The sequence below is a fragment of the Streptomyces sp. NEAU-174 genome (assembly GCF_052665095.1).
On record NZ_JBQTCE010000009.1, the window covers coordinates 115902 to 129985 of the forward strand.

Annotated in this window: 12 protein-coding genes; 2 read left to right on the forward strand and 10 right to left on the reverse strand. The window is 73.8% G+C overall.

The genetic code is table 11. From position 1 onward, the window contains the following. Positions 1 to 48: 48 nt before the first annotated feature. The 8 genes from ACT2CW_RS26370 to hrcA all read right to left on the reverse strand — a co-directional run bounded on the left by ACT2CW_RS26370 (position 49) and on the right by hrcA (position 7636). Positions 49 to 1161, reverse strand: a complete 1113-nt coding sequence (locus ACT2CW_RS26370; protein WP_182470379.1) for a carbohydrate kinase family protein — start codon at positions 1159 to 1161, stop codon at positions 49 to 51. Between the two features lie 180 nt (positions 1162 to 1341). Then, entirely contained in the window at positions 1342 to 2262 is a 921-nt protein-coding gene (locus tag ACT2CW_RS26375) for a ribonuclease Z (RefSeq protein ID WP_182470378.1), read from the reverse strand. Positions 2263 to 2265: 3 nt separating this feature from the next. After that, positions 2266 to 2625 carry a histidine triad nucleotide-binding protein gene (locus ACT2CW_RS26380; protein WP_037946019.1) on the reverse strand — a complete coding sequence of 120 codons (360 nt, stop codon included), beginning with the start codon at positions 2623 to 2625 and terminating at the stop codon, positions 2266 to 2268. Positions 2626 to 2702: 77 nt separating this feature from the next. Then, positions 2703 to 3464: a hypothetical protein gene (locus ACT2CW_RS26385; protein ID WP_445518492.1), complete on the reverse strand. Its 762-nt coding sequence runs from the start codon at positions 3462 to 3464 to the stop codon at positions 2703 to 2705. Between the two features lie 90 nt (positions 3465 to 3554). Then, the gene (locus ACT2CW_RS26390; RefSeq protein WP_414084238.1) at positions 3555 to 4298 is read right to left on the reverse strand and encodes a 16S rRNA (uracil(1498)-N(3))-methyltransferase; all 744 of its coding nucleotides are present in this window, start codon (positions 4296 to 4298) and stop codon (positions 3555 to 3557) included. Further along, positions 4295 to 5386, reverse strand: a complete 1092-nt coding sequence (locus tag ACT2CW_RS26395; protein WP_445518493.1) for a nitronate monooxygenase — start codon at positions 5384 to 5386, stop codon at positions 4295 to 4297. The genes ACT2CW_RS26390 and ACT2CW_RS26395 overlap by 4 nt, the downstream gene beginning before the upstream one ends. Before the next feature lie 99 nt (positions 5387 to 5485). Beyond that, a complete protein-coding gene (gene dnaJ / locus ACT2CW_RS26400; RefSeq protein ID WP_037946013.1) occupies positions 5486 to 6619 on the reverse strand; it encodes a molecular chaperone DnaJ in 1134 nt (377 codons plus the stop codon). Beyond that, a complete protein-coding gene (gene hrcA / locus ACT2CW_RS26405; protein WP_086884076.1) occupies positions 6620 to 7636 on the reverse strand; it encodes a heat-inducible transcriptional repressor HrcA in 1017 nt (338 codons plus the stop codon). Between the two features lie 164 nt (positions 7637 to 7800). Here hrcA and ACT2CW_RS26410 point away from each other — a divergent pair, with 164 nt between their 5' ends. Next, on the forward strand, positions 7801 to 8523 hold the full coding sequence (locus ACT2CW_RS26410; protein WP_330807824.1) for an MBL fold metallo-hydrolase: 723 nt from the start codon (positions 7801 to 7803) through the stop codon (positions 8521 to 8523). Between the two features lie 278 nt (positions 8524 to 8801). Continuing rightward, on the forward strand, positions 8802 to 9623 hold the full coding sequence (locus tag ACT2CW_RS26415; RefSeq protein WP_037946008.1) for a DUF3097 domain-containing protein: 822 nt from the start codon (positions 8802 to 8804) through the stop codon (positions 9621 to 9623). Between the two features lie 265 nt (positions 9624 to 9888). Here ACT2CW_RS26415 and hemW read toward each other — a convergent pair whose 3' ends face one another. Together hemW and ACT2CW_RS26425 are read right to left on the reverse strand one after the other, a co-directional pair. Next, entirely contained in the window at positions 9889 to 11121 is a 1233-nt protein-coding gene (gene hemW, locus ACT2CW_RS26420) for a radical SAM family heme chaperone HemW (protein WP_445518494.1), read from the reverse strand. An 800-nt stretch (positions 11122 to 11921) separates the two neighbouring features. Then, the gene (locus ACT2CW_RS26425; protein ID WP_445518495.1) at positions 11922 to 14003 is read right to left on the reverse strand and encodes a SpoIIE family protein phosphatase; all 2082 of its coding nucleotides are present in this window, start codon (positions 14001 to 14003) and stop codon (positions 11922 to 11924) included. Positions 14004 to 14084 lie beyond the last annotated feature (81 nt).

A 14084-nucleotide genomic window follows, 5' to 3' on the forward strand; every position in this document is an offset into this window, starting at 1 on the left:
CATCGCCCCGCTCATCCGGGGCCCGCCACGCCCGCCACGCGGCCCGCGCTACGCCTGGCGGAAACCGATCGTCGGCACGGCCCGGCGCAGCGGCCACGGGCGGGCGGCGGCCGGGAGCAGCCGGTCGAGGAAGGCGTAGCGGCGCAGCGCGCGGGCGGGCTGGTCGTCGTAGGCGCGGGCGTGCTGCCACCAGGCGGCGATCTCGACCCAGCCGGGCGCCGACAGCGAGCCGCCGAACTCCTGCACCGACAGCGCCGCGGTCAGCCCGGCGAAGGCCAGCCGGTCGGCGAGCGGCCACCCGGCGAGCGTGCCGGTGACGAAACCGGCGACGAACACATCCCCGGCCCCGGTCGGGTCCAGGGCCTCCACGGAGATCGCGGGCACCTCGGCGGTCTCGCCGGTGCGGCCGTCGACCGCGTACGCCCCCTCGGAGCCGAGCGTGACGACGGCCAGCGGCACCAGGTCGGACAGGGCCCGGGCGGCGGCGCGCGGGCAGTCGGTGCGGGTGTAGCGCATCGCCTCCTCGGCGTTGGGCAGGAACGCCTCGCAGTGCTCCAGCTCGGCGAGGTCGGCCGGGTCCCAGCGGCCGGTGTCGTCCCAGCCGACGTCCGCGAAGATCCTGCTGCCGCGGCGGGCGGCCTCGGCGACCCACCCCTGGCCGCCGCCGGGCACCAGGGAGGCCACGGCGGCGCGGGCCGGGGGCGGGCAGCTGGGCGCGGGCTCCTCGGGCGGCGGGGCCTCATGGCCGTGCGAGACCATGGTCCGCTCGCCCTCGTAGGCCATGGAGACGGTCACCGGGGAGTGCCAGCCGGGGATCGTGCGGGAGAGCGAGAGATCGATGCCCTCGCCGTGGTCCAGGGCGTCCCGGCAGTAGTCCCCGTAGTGGTCGTCGCCGAAGGCGGCGGCGAGCGAGGTGCGCAGGCCGAGCCGGGCCAGGGCGGTGGCCATATTGGCGACGCCGCCGGGGCTCGACCCCATGCCGCGTGCCCAGGACTCGGTGCCGCGGACGGGGGCGCTGTCCAGACCGGTGAAGATGATGTCCAGGAAGACCGTGCCGGTGAGATAGACGTCGCAGTCCGCGTCGCCGGGGCGGCGCACGTCCGCGAGCGGGTCGAGCAGGTGGTAGCCCGCCGTGAGCTTGTCGCCCTCGTGTGTCGTCACCGCGCTCTCCCAGGTCTTGCCGGTCTGCCCGCCGCCGTCTGATGCGGGTGCGGCCAGTGTGCACGATGGCACCGACAACGGGCCGGGGTCCGGCCACCGTCACCCTCGGCGGTCACCGGTCCCGGGCGCCCTCGCCGGGGCGCTGCGGCCCATCGGCCCCCACGCCCCGCCCGGGCGCCCTCAGCGCCGTTTGGGCAGCGCCACCGTCATCAGGTCCTGGGCGATCGTGAGCTCCCCTTCGAACCCCGCGTCCCGCGCCTGGCGCTCGAACTCGGAGGGGTCGCCGTAGCGCTGCGAGAAGTGCGTCAGCACCAGATGCCGCACCCCCGCCCCGGCGGCGAGCCGGGCGGCCTGCCCGGCGGTCAGATGCCCGTACTCGACGGCCAGGGCCTCATCCTCGTCCAGGAAGGTCGACTCGATGACCAGCAGATCGCACCCCTGCGCCAGCGCGTCGGCGCCGTCGCACAGCCGGGTGTCCATGATGAACGCGAAGCGCTGCCCCCGGCGCACCTCGCTGACCTCCTCGATCGCCACTGTGCGCCCCTCGATCTCCAGCACCCGGTCCCGCTGGAGCCGGCCGATGTCCGGGCCGCGGACGCCCAACGCGGCGAGCCGCTCGGGCAGCATCCTGCGGCCGTCGGGTTCGATCAGGCGATAGCCGTAGGACTCGACGGGGTGCGAGAGCCGGACGGCCTCCAGCGTGTACGCGGGGGTGCGGGCCAGCAGCGCGCCGTCACCGGCGACCGGCTCCTCGCTCAGCGCCACCGTCTCGCGGTAGGCGGTCGCGTAGCGCAGCCGCTCGAAGAACCGCTGTCCGCTCGCCGGGTAGTGGGCGGTCACCCGGTGCGGCACCCGGTCCAGGTTGATCCGCTGGATCACCCCGGCCACGCCCAGGGAGTGGTCCCCGTGGAAGTGGGTGACACAGATCCGGTCGATGTCATGGGCGGCGACCCCGGCCCTCAGCATCTGGCGCTGGGTGCCCTCGCCGGGGTCGAACAGCAGGCCCTCGCCGTCCCAGCGCAGCAGATAGCCGTTGTGGTTGCGGTGCCGGGTCGGCACCTGGCTGGCGGTGCCGAGGACGATCAGTTCCCGCGCGGACAAGGGTTATCCGGGGGGCCAGTTGAGCCCGCGGCCGCCCAGGACGTGGGCGTGCGCGTGGAAGACGGTCTGACCGGCGCCGGAGCCGGTGTTGAACACCACGCGGTAGCCCGTCTCGACGAGCTTCTCATCCGCGGCGACCGCGCCCGCCTCGCGCAGCACATCCGCGGTGACCTGCGGTTCGGCCGCCGCGAGTGAGGCCGCGTCCGGGTGGTGCACCTTGGGGATCACCAGGATGTGCGTGGGCGCCTGGGGGTTTATGTCGCGGAAGGCGACGGTGGTGTCCGTCTCGCGGACGACGGTGGCCGGCACCTCCCCCGACACAATCTTGCAGAACAGGCAGTCGGCCTGCGGTTCTCCCGCCACCGGTGGCTCCTCAGGGATCGTCGGCACGTACGGTCCGGATGGTACCGGGAGGGCCTGCCGACGGAAGCGATCGCGGGTTATTCGCTCCGGCCGCCGCCTCCGGTGCCGCCCTTACCGTCCTCACCGGCGCCGTCGGCGGCACCGACCTGGCCGGCGCCGCCCTCGGTGGTCGGATGCTCCCAGGGGTGGCTGCGGGTCGGCTCGGGAGCATCCGTGGTCCGGTGCTCCCAGGGGTGGCTACGGGTCGGCTCAGGGGCCTCGGTCGTCCGGTGCTCCCAAGGGCGGCTACGGGTCGGCTCAGGGGGCTCCGTGGTCCGGTGCTCCCAGGGGCGACTACGGGTCGGCCGGGGGCTCTCGGTGTCCGGGCCGCCGCCCTGGCACTCCCCGATCACATTCGCCTCGAAGACCTTCCGGCCGTCCACCTGGCCGGTCAAGTCGCCCCGGACGCAATGGTCCTCCCGGACGTAGGTGACCCGGCCCCTGATCCGGACGTCCTTGTCGTTGTCGGTCCTGCCGTGGCAGTCCACCCGTGCGTCGGTCTCCCCGGCCCGCTCGCTCTGCGAGGGCGAAGCGGCACCCGCCGTACGGCCGTGCCGGAACTCGGCGTTGCAGCTCATCCAGCGGACGCCGACACCGCCCCGCTCCAGCGCCTCGGTGGCGACCTGGTCCGTGGTGATCGCGATCGTCACGGAGCTGATGCCGCCGCCCGTGGGCTCACATGCCGTCACCACGGCCACCGCCGCGCCGACCGCCGCGACGGCGAAGAGCGTCCGTCCTCCTCGTGCCTGCCGTGCCCACCGTGCCCGTCGTGCCTGCCTTGCCTGGCTCAATACCCCCATGGGGGTAGGTTCCCATCGGCCGCCGCCAACCGGAAGGCCGTCCTCGGCCAGGTGCGGGCGTGCCCGACGGATGGCCCCCGGAGGGGTCTCTCAGCCCCAGCGGCCGGTGCGGCCGAGCAGCAGCGCGGCGGCCGCCGTTCCGGCCGTGGAGGTGCGCAGCACGCTCGGGCCCAGCCGGTACGGCCGCGCGCCCGCCTCGGCGAAGGCGGCCAACTCCTCGGGAGATACGCCCCCTTCGGGCCCGACGACCAGCACGATCTCGCCACTCGTGGGCAGTTGGGCCGTCGCGAGCGGTTCGCCGCCCTCCTCGTGGAGCACGGCGGCGAATCGGGCCTCGGCGAGCAGCCGGGCGACCTGCCGGGTCGTCATCGCGTCCGTGACCTCGGGGAAGGTCAGCCGACGGGACTGCTTGCCCGCCTCGCGCGCGGTCGACCGCCACTTGCCGAGCGCCTTGAGTCCGCGCTCGCCCTTCCACTGGGTGATACAGCGGGCGGCCGACCACGGCACGACGGCGTCCACGCCGGTCTCCGTCATGGTCTCCACCGCCAGTTCGCCCCGGTCGCCCTTGGGCAGCGCCTGGACGACGGTGATCCTCGGGTCCGGGGCCGTCTCCCGGCGCACCTCGTCCACCGCGACCTCCAGCCGGTCCTTGCCCTCCACGGCCGCCACGGTGCCCTGGACGCCCGTACCGTGGCCGTCCGTCAGCACGACCGGCTCACCGACGCGCAGCCGCCTTACGGACACCGCGTGGCGTCCCTCCGGGCCCTCCAGCCGGACCCGGGCCCCCGCGGCCGCCCCCGCCAGGGAGTCGGCCACGAACACCGGGGCGGTCACGACACCGCACCCCGCTGGGGCTGAAGGCCCAACGCGGCCCGAGCCGCGTCGAGTTCCATCGCGAGCATCTCCACCAGCCGCGCGGCGGGCAGATCACGCGCCAGCCGGTGACCCTGCCCGGCCCACAGCGCCATCCCCTGGGGGTCACCCGCCTTGGCGGCCGCCTTACGGAGGCCGGAAGTCATGTGGTGCAGCTGGGGGTAGGCGGCGGGCGCGTACGGGGCGTGCTCGCGCATGAAGCGGTTGACCAGGCCCCGGGCCGGGCGCCCGGAGAAGGCGCGGGTCAGCTCGGTGCGGCCGAACAGCGGATCCGTCATCGCCTGCTTGTGCAGGGCGTTCGCCCCGGACTCGGGGCACACCAGGAACGCGGTCCCCAGCTGGGCCGCGACCGCGCCCGCGGACAGCGCGGCGGCGATCTGCGAACCGCGCATGATCCCGCCCGCCGCGATGATCGGGATCTGGACGTACTCACGGACCAGCGTGATCAGCGACAGCAGCCCGAGTCCGACACCCATCCCGTCCGCGGCCGGGTCATTGCTGTACGTGCCCTGGTGGCCGCCGGCCTCCACGCCCTGCACACAGACGGCGTCGGCGCCCGCCCACTGGGCGGTCTGCGCCTCGACGGGCGAGGTCACGGTGACGACCGTACGGGTGCCGACCTTGGCGAGGGCGTCGAGGACGGCGCGGGTCGGGCAGCCGAAGGTGAACGAGACGACCGGAACGGGGTTGTCGAGAAGCACGGCGAGCTTGGCGTCGTACGCGTCGTCCGAGCCCGACTCCGGGTCGCCCAGCGAGGTCTCGTACCAGGCCGCCTCGCCCGCGAGCCGCTCGCCGTAGGCCGCGACGGCGGCCGGGTCGGGGTTGGGCGGCTGCGGCATGAACAGATTCATGCCGAAGGGCCGGTCGGTCAGCCCCCGCAGCTGTTTGATCTCCTCATACATCGCCTCCGGCGTCTTGTAGCCGGCGGCGAGGAAACCGAGGCCACCGGCCTCGGAGACAGTGGCGGCGAGCTGCGGGCAGGAGGCTCCACCCGCCATCGGCGCCTGCACGATCGGGTACCGGTAGAGATCGGTCAGCGCGGAGGACATGGCCACATCGTGTCATGCCCTCCGCACGGGCTCACCACCGGATCAAGGGCGGCGCGGAGATCAGCGGCTCCCCGCGGTCCGTCTCCCGGCCCGGAGTGCCTACCGTCCGTTGAACGCGTCCTTCAGCCGCGAGAACAGCCCCTGCTGCCCCGGCTTGAACTCGCCGGTCGGGCGCTCCTCGCCGCGCAGCTTGGACAGCCGCCGCAGCAGCTCCTCCTGCTCCGGGTCGAGCTTGGTCGGGGTGGTCACCTCGACGTGCACGATCAGGTCGCCCCGGCCGCCGCCGCGCAGATGGGTGACGCCGCGCTGGTGCAGCGGGACCGACTGGCCGGACTGGGTGCCGGGCCGGATGTCGATCTCCTCCAGGCCGTCCAGCGTCTCCAGCGGCACCTTGGTGCCGAGGGCCGCCGCGGTCATCGGGATCGTCACCGTGCAGTGCATGTCGTCGCCGCGCCGCTGGAAGACGGGGTGCGGCACCTCGTGGATCTCCACGTACAGGTCGCCCGCCGGGCCGCCGCCCGGTCCGACCTCGCCCTCACCGGCCAGCTGGATCCTGGTGCCGTTGTCCACACCGGCGGGGATCTTCACCGTAAGGGTGCGCCGCGAGCGGATCCGGCCGTCGCCCGCGCACTCCGGGCACGGGGTCGGCACCACGGTGCCGAAGCCCTGGCACTGCGGGCACGGCCGCGAGGTCATGACCTGGCCCAGGAAGGACCGCGTCACCTGGGAGACCTCACCGCGGCCACGGCACATGTCACAGGTCTGCGCCGAGGTGCCCGGCGCCGCGCCCTCGCCGCTGCACGTCGTGCAGACGACCGCGGTGTCGACCTGGATGTCCTTGGTGGTCCCGAACGCGGCCTCGCTGAGCTCCACGTCCAGCCGGATCATCGCGTCCTGACCGCGCCGGGTCCTGGAACGCGGACCGCGCTGCGAGGCGGTGCCGAAGAACGCGTCCATGATGTCGGAGAAGTTGCCGAAACCCGCGCCGAAGCCACCGGCGCCACCGCCGCCCGGCCCGGCGTTCGGGTCCCCGCCCAGGTCGTAGACCTGCTTCTTCTGCGGGTCCGACAAGACCTCATAAGCGGCGTTGATCTCCTTGAACCGCTCCTGGGTCTTCGGATCCGGGTTCACGTCCGGATGCAGCTCTCGGGCGAGCCGCCGGAATGCCTTCTTGATCTGGTCCTGCGAGGCATCACGAGGCACGCCCAGGACTGCGTAGTAGTCCGTCGCCACTTACGACTCCGCCAGGATCTGTCCGACGTAACGTGCCACTGCGCGTACCGCTCCCATCGTTCCGGGGTAGTCCATGCGGGTCGGTCCGACCACGCCGAGTTTGGCGACCGCCTCGTCGCCGGAACCGTAGCCGACCGCGACGACCGAGGTGGCAGTCAGCCCCTCGTGAGCATTCTCATGCCCGATCCGCACGGTCATACCCGAGTCCTTGGCCTCGCCCAGCAGCTTGAGGAGGACGACCTGCTCCTCGAGTGCCTCCAGAACGGGCCGGATCGTCAGGGGGAAATCATGCACGAAACGCGTGAGGTTCGCGGTGCCGCCGATCATCAGCCGCTCCTCGGTCTCCTCCACGAGCGTCTCGAGCAAGGTCGACAACACGATCGAGACGGTCCCCCGGTCCTCCTGTTCGAAGGACTCCGGAAGATCCTGCACCAACTGCGGCACATCCGCGAAACGCCGCCCCACGACCCGGCTGTTGAGCCGGGCGCGCAGATCGGCGAGCGAATCCTCGGTGACCGGAGTGGGGCAGTCGACCATGCGCTGCTCCACCCGCCCGGTGTCGGTGATCAGCACCAGCATCACCCGGGCCGGGGCCAGCGGGAGCAGCTCCACATGGCGCACCGTCGAGCGGGTCAGCGACGGATACTGCACCACCGCCACCTGCCGGGTCAGCTGCGCCAGCAGCCGGACCGTGCGCCCCACCACGTCGTCGAGGTCGACCGCACCGTCCAGGAAGTTCTGAATGGCCCGCCGCTCCGGGCTGGACAGCGGCTTGACTCCGGCCAGCTTGTCCACGAAGAGGCGATAGCCCTTGTCCGTGGGGATCCGCCCGGCGCTCGTATGCGGCTGGGCGATGAACCCCTCGTCCTCCAGAGCGGCCATGTCGTTACGCACCGTGGCCGGCGAGACCCCCAGCCGATGCCGCTCGGTGAGCGCCTTGGAGCCGACCGGCTCCTCCGTCCCCACATAGTCCTGGACAATGGCACGCAGCACCTCGAGTCTGCGTTCGCTGAGCACCCCGCGCACCTCCAGTCCAGCGGTCTCATCAGGTCATCCGTCTGGCACTCACCGGGCACGAGTGCCAGAGCCCCTCCGCCAGTGTACGGCGGGGTGCGGTGGCATGGGCAAGAGCCGCCGTCGGCAGCAACTCTCCCCCACCCCCGTTGAGCTAGCGTCGCGGTATGGAGACGTGTTGGGAAGAGGCCGGCTGGGAGCGGCTCGCGCCCGGTGTGGCCCGCCGTCGGATGCCGGAGTGGGACGAGACGGTCGGCGTGGTCGTCGGACGGACCGACATCCTCGTCGTGGACACCGGCGCGACCCTGCGCGCCGGGGCCGAACTGCGCTCCGGGATCACCCGGCTGACCGGCCGCCGCCCCACCCGGATCGCGTTCACCCATCCGCACTTCGACCATGTCCTGGGCTCGGCCGCCTTCGCGGGCTGCGAGGTCTACGGGGCCACGGGCCTGGACGAGCTGCTGCGCCGTGAGCGGGAGACGCTGCGCGAGGACGCGATCCGCCACGGGGTGGACCGGGACGCCGCCACCGAGGCGGTGGACCATCTGGTCTCCCCGCACCACCTGGTCTGCGGGGAGCTCAGCCTCGACCTGGGCGGCCGTACGGCGCTGCTGGCCAATGTGGGGCCGGGCCACACCGCCCATGACCTGGCCGTCCTGGTGCCCGGCCGGCCCGAGGTGGTCTTCTGCGGCGATCTGGTGGAGGAGTCCGGGACGCCCCAGGCCGGGCCCGACGCGATCCCCGGCCACTGGCCCGCCGCCCTCGACCGGCTGCTCGCCCTCGGCGGCACGGACGCGCGGTACGTCCCGGGGCACGGCTCCGTGGTGGACGCCGCGTTCGTACGGGCCCAACGCGACGAACTGGCCGCCCGCTTCGGCGTGTCCGGCTAAGCGCTTCGCCGGAAGTGCCCCGACCTGCCGTCGATCGTCTGCGGCGCCGTCGTGGCTGGTCCCACGCGGCGGAGCCGCATATCGACACAGCCGCGGCGGAGCCGCATATCGACACAGCCCCGCGCCCCTTCGGGACGCACCCGAACCGCGGCCGACTTCCACCGATCCGCTTAGCCTTCGGTAGCCGTCGGTAGCCGTCGGTCTAGGCGTTCGCCTAGTCGTTCGCCCGGTTGCGCGTCTGCGGGAGCGGGTGGCCGGCGCGCGCTATCGTCATCCGGATGCGACAGTACGACCCGGACCTGACCCCGCCCTGGAAGCGGCAGCGGCCCGCCCCTGAGGTCCCCGCCGAACCGGACCTCGTCGTGGAGGAGGTCACCACCGGATTCTGTGGTGCCGTGATCCGCTGTGAGAAGACCGCCCAGGGTCCGACGGTCACTCTGGAGGACCGCTTCGGCAAACATCGCGTCTTCCCCATGGAGCCGCGCGGTTTTCTGCTCGAGGGGCGTGTCGTCACGCTCGTACGCCCGCGCGCGGCGGCCCCCAGCGCGCCGCGGCGCACGGCCTCGGGGTCGATCGCCGTGCCGGGAGCCCGTGCGAGGGTCGCCCGCGCGGGTCGCATCTATGTCGAGGGGCGCCATGACGCGGAGCTGGTCGAGCGGGTCTGGGGCGACGATCTGCGCATCGAGGGCGTCGTCGTGGAGTACCTGGAGGGCGTCGACGACCTGCCCGCCATCGTGGACGACTTCGCCCCCGGCCCGGACGCCCGGCTCGGCGTCCTCGTCGACCATCTGGTGACGGGCTCCAAGGAGTCCCGTATCGCCGCGCAGGTCACCGGCGAGCATGTGCTGGTCCTCGGCCACCCCTACATCGACATCTGGGAGGCCGTGAAGCCGTCCTCCCTCTCCATCCCGGCCTGGCCGACGGTGCCGCACGGCCAGGACTGGAAGAAGGGCGTCTGCCGCGCCCTGGGCTGGCCGGAGAACACCGGGGCCGCCTGGCAGCGGATCCTGTCCTCGGTCCACTCCTACAAGGACCTCCAGCCGGAGCTCCTGGGGCGGGTGGAGGAGCTGATCGACTTCGTGACGGCCCCACGGGGCTGATGGCCGCCGGGCGGGGCTGACGGTCTTGGTATGGGGCTTGAGGGTTCCGTACGGGGGTGGGGTGGCGGCCTGCGTACGGGGCTGATGGCCGCCGTAAGGGGCTGGCGGTCTCCGTACGGGGCTGACGGTCTCGGTAAGGGGCTGACGGCCGCCGTACACGGCTTGACGGCCGCCGTACGGGCTGACCGCCGGGGTACGGGCTGACCGCTGCCGTACGGGCTCCCGTACGGGATGGCGGCCCCGCCCCGCCGCGCCGCGCCGCGTCTCAGTCCACCAGGTCCCGCACCACCGCGTCCGCCAGCAGCCGCCCCCGGAGCGTGAGCACGGCCTGCCCGCGCCCGTACGGCTCCGGCTCCAGCAGGCCGTCCTCCAGGGCCCGTGCCGCGGCCGCCGCCCCGGCCGGGCGCAGCAGCTCCAGTGGACAGCCCTCGGCCAGCCGCAGCTCCAGCAGGATCCGCTCCACCCGGCGCTCCTCGGCGGACAGCAGCTCCCGGCCCGCGCCGGGCGACCGGCCCTCACCCAGGGCCTGTGCGTACGCCCCGGGGTGCTTCACGTTCCACCACCGCACGCCGCCCACATGGCTGTGCGCGCCGGGGCCCGCGCCCCACCAGTCGGCGCCGCGCCAGTACAGCTCGTTGTGGCGGCAGCGCCCGGCGGGCGAGGTGGCCCAGTTGGAGACCTCGTACCAGGCGAACCCGGCGGCCGACAGGGTCTCTTCGGCGATCAGATAGCGGTCCGCGTGCACATCGTCGTCGGTCATCGGCACCTCGCCGCGCCGGATGCGCCGCGCCAGCTGGGTGCCCTCCTCCACGATCAGCGCATACGCGGACACATGGTCCGGGCCCGCCCCGAGGGCCGCCTCGAGTGAGGCGCGCCAGTCCGCGTCGCTCTCGCCTGGCGTCCCGTAGATCAGGTCAAGGTTCACATGGCCGAATCCGGCCGCCCGCGCCTCGGCCACGCACGCCTCGGGGCGCCCCGGGGTGTGCGTACGGTCCAGCACCTTCAGGACGTGCTGCCGGGCGCTCTGCATCCCGAAGGAGATCCGGTTGAAGCCCGCCTCCCGCAGCTCCGCCAGATACCGCGGATCGACCGACTCCGGATTGGCCTCGGTCGTGACCTCGGCCCCCTGGGCCAGCCCGAACTCATCCCGGATCGCACCCAGCATCCGCCCGAGGTCCGCCGCCGCGAGCAGGGTCGGGGTTCCGCCGCCGACGAACACGGTCTCCACGGCCCGCGGGTCGTCCCCGAGCACCTTCCGCGCCAGCCGCACCTCCTCGACGACTTGCTCGGCGTAGTTGTCCCGCGAGGCGAGCACACCGCCGGAGCCGCGCAGCTCACTGGCGGTGTAGGTGTTGAAGTCGCAGTAGCCGCAGCGGGTGGCGCAGTACGGCACATGCAGATAGAACCCCAGCGGCCGCCGCTCCGCCCCCGCCAAAGCGGTCGCGGGCAGTGCGCCGTCCTCGGGCATGGGCTCACCATCAGGCAGTACGGAAGGCATGCCCCCATTGTCCGGCACGCCCGCCCCCACACGGGACCGCGAGCCGGCTCCGGACGCCGGGGTCGTGGCATCCAGGCCCACGGGACGTTCGGCGGACCACGCGGGGGCTCCGCGCAGCGGTGCTTTCCCCTCCCCGCCCCTTCCCGATACCAGGGGCTCCGCCCCTGGACCCCGGCGTCCGGGGCGGAGCCACATATCGATGCCGCGGGAAGGAGCGGAGCCCCGGGGTCCGGAGCCAGGGTGCGGAGCCCCCAGTCCGGGATCTGGGGACGGAGCCCCCGGCCCGGTGTCTGAGGGCGGAGCCTCGGATCTGAGGGTCGGGGCCCGGAGCCCCGGGTCTGGGGGGCGGAGCCCCGGGGTCCGGGGTCAGGGCGCGGAGCCCAGGATCTGGGCGCGAAGCCCCCCGGCCCGGGGTCTGGGCGCGGAGCCCCCGGGCCGGGATCTGGGCGCGGAGCTCCCGGACCGGGATCTGGGGACGGCACCCCCGTCCGGGATCTGGGCGCAAAGCCCCTGGCCCGGGGCCTGAGCGTGAAGCCCCCAGACCGGGGCCTGAGCGCGGAGCCCCTGGCCCAGGATCTGAGCGCAGAACCCCCGGGCCGGGGGCCAGGGGCGGAGCCCCGGGGGCGGGGCCAGGGGCGGAGCCCCGGGGGCGGGGCCAGGGGCGGAGCCCCGGGGGCGGGGCCAGGGGCGGAGCCTCGGGGGCGGGGGCTGGGGCGGAGTCCCGGTTTCGGGAAGGGGCGGGGAGGGGGACGGCCCGCCGCAGGCGTCACCACCCACCGGACGCCCCTAGAGCACCCTCCCTAGAGCACCTTCAGGACCAGCATCGCCAAATCGTCGTCCGGCGGATCCGCCGCGAACTCGTCCACCGCCCGGCGCACCCGCTCCGCGACCTGCCGCGCACTGAGCCCCACGCACAGCGCGAACGTCGCCGCCAAGCCGTCCTCGTCGTCGAACTGCCGATCACCAGATCGGTGCTCCGTCACCCCGTCCGTCACACAGAGCAGCGTTTCCCCGGGCGCCAGATCGAACGATTCACTCTCGTACGACACATCGTCCACAACGCCCAGCAATATCTGCGGCGCCGCCACCGTCCGCACCTCGCCGTCCGGCCGCAGCACGAGCGGCAGCGGATGCCCCGCGCTGGCCAGCGTGCAGCGCGCCCCCAGGCCGTCGCCCAGCGGCTCCAGCTCCCCGTACAGCAGCGACAGGAACCGCGCGACCCCGCCGCCCGCCGGCAGCCCCGCGCCGCCGACCAGGCCGCCGTCCACCAGCTCCACGACCCCGGCGGAGCCTCCCACGGCCTCCACACCGGCCACCACGGCCTCCGCGGCGCCCTCGACGGCCTGCTCCACCGCCTCCTCGCCCAGCAGCTGGTTGAGCCGGTCCAGGACCTCCCCCACGCCGTACCCCTCGCGGGCGAGCAGCCGCAGCCAGGGCCGGACGAGGCCGGTCACCACGGCCGCCTCCGGGCCGTTTCCGCAGACGTCGCCCAGGACGAAGCACCAGCGGCCGTCACCGGCCGGGAAGACGTCGTAGAAGTCGCCCCCGGCCGAGATCTCGCCGGTCGGCTCGTACACCACCGCGGACTCGACCCCGGGGATCCGCGGGATCACGGACGGCAGCAGCCCGCGCTGGAGCACCCGGCTGATGGTCGCCTGGCGGGTGTAGCGGCGGGCGGAGGCGAGCGCCAGGGCGACGCGGCGGGCGAAGTCCTCGATCAGGCCGACCACTTCGGCCGGCATCCGCACCAGCCCGGCCCGCCCCAGCAGCAGCGTGCCGAGCGCGCGGCCGCCTGCCACCAGCCGGCACGCGAGGGCCGCGCCACCGGGCCCGTACGCGGCGGGGTCGGCCGGCCAGGGCCACTCCACGGCGCCGCCGCGTACGGCGGTGGGCACATGGGGCGGCTCCTTCTCCAGCACCTGCCGCAGGCCCTCGATGCGCCCCTCGCTGGCGTGCCAGACCCGGGCGAGACGCGGCGGACCGCTGGTGGAGTCGAGCCAGATCGCGCACCAGTCGGCGAGCCGGGGCACCAGCAGCTGTCCGGCGAGCGAGGTGACCATGTCCTCGTCGAACTGCCCGGCCAGCAGATCGGACGCCTCGGCGAGGAAGGAGAGCGCGCCGCGCTGGATCCACTCGGGGTCGCGGCGGACCGGGACGAGGCCCTGCCCGGGCGCGACGATCTCGACCGCCTCGACGGCCTCCACGGCCTCCTTACGGTCGTCACCGACGGGCCCCAGGCCCTCCGGGACGGCCCCCGGCCCGAAGCCGCCGTCCGGCCCGGCCGCGGCCGCGCTCGCGGTCGCGTTCGCCGCGTCCACGGCATCCATGGCGTCCATAGCGTCTACGGCGGCCGCGGCGTCCATAAAGGCCGAGCCCATGCCACCCGCGGCGGCCGGGCCCGTGGGCGCCACCGCCATCTGGAACCACACCGACTTGGTCGCCCGCCGATAGGTCGTCCCCCAGGACTCGGCCACCTCGGCCACCAGCCGCAGCCCATGGCCCCCGGCGTACTCCGGCGGCTCGTCCGCATCCGGCGGATCGCCGCGCACCACCCGGGTGGGATGGTGATCGGTCACCTCCACCACCAGGGACGGCGGCTCGCCCTCGCGGTCCGACACATCCAGCGCACAGCTCACCTCGACGGCGGTGCCGGCGTGCACCACCGCGTTGGTGACCAGCTCGCTCACCAGCAGTACGGCCTCGTCCGCCACCTGGTCGGTGACCCGGTCGGCGGCCGGGACCTCGAGCGCGGCCCAGTCGGCGAGGGCGGCGCGGACGAACCGGCGCGCGGCCGAGGCCGCGAGCGGACTACAGGGCAGGCTGACGCGTGCCGATGCGCTGGTACGGACGGGTCCGACCCCACCCCCGACCGGTAGAACCACCCCACCGCCCTCAACCGACCCACCAGAAGTGGCAGAAGATGACGTCCCCACTGTGCGGCTCCTGAAGAAGCTCCGTCATAA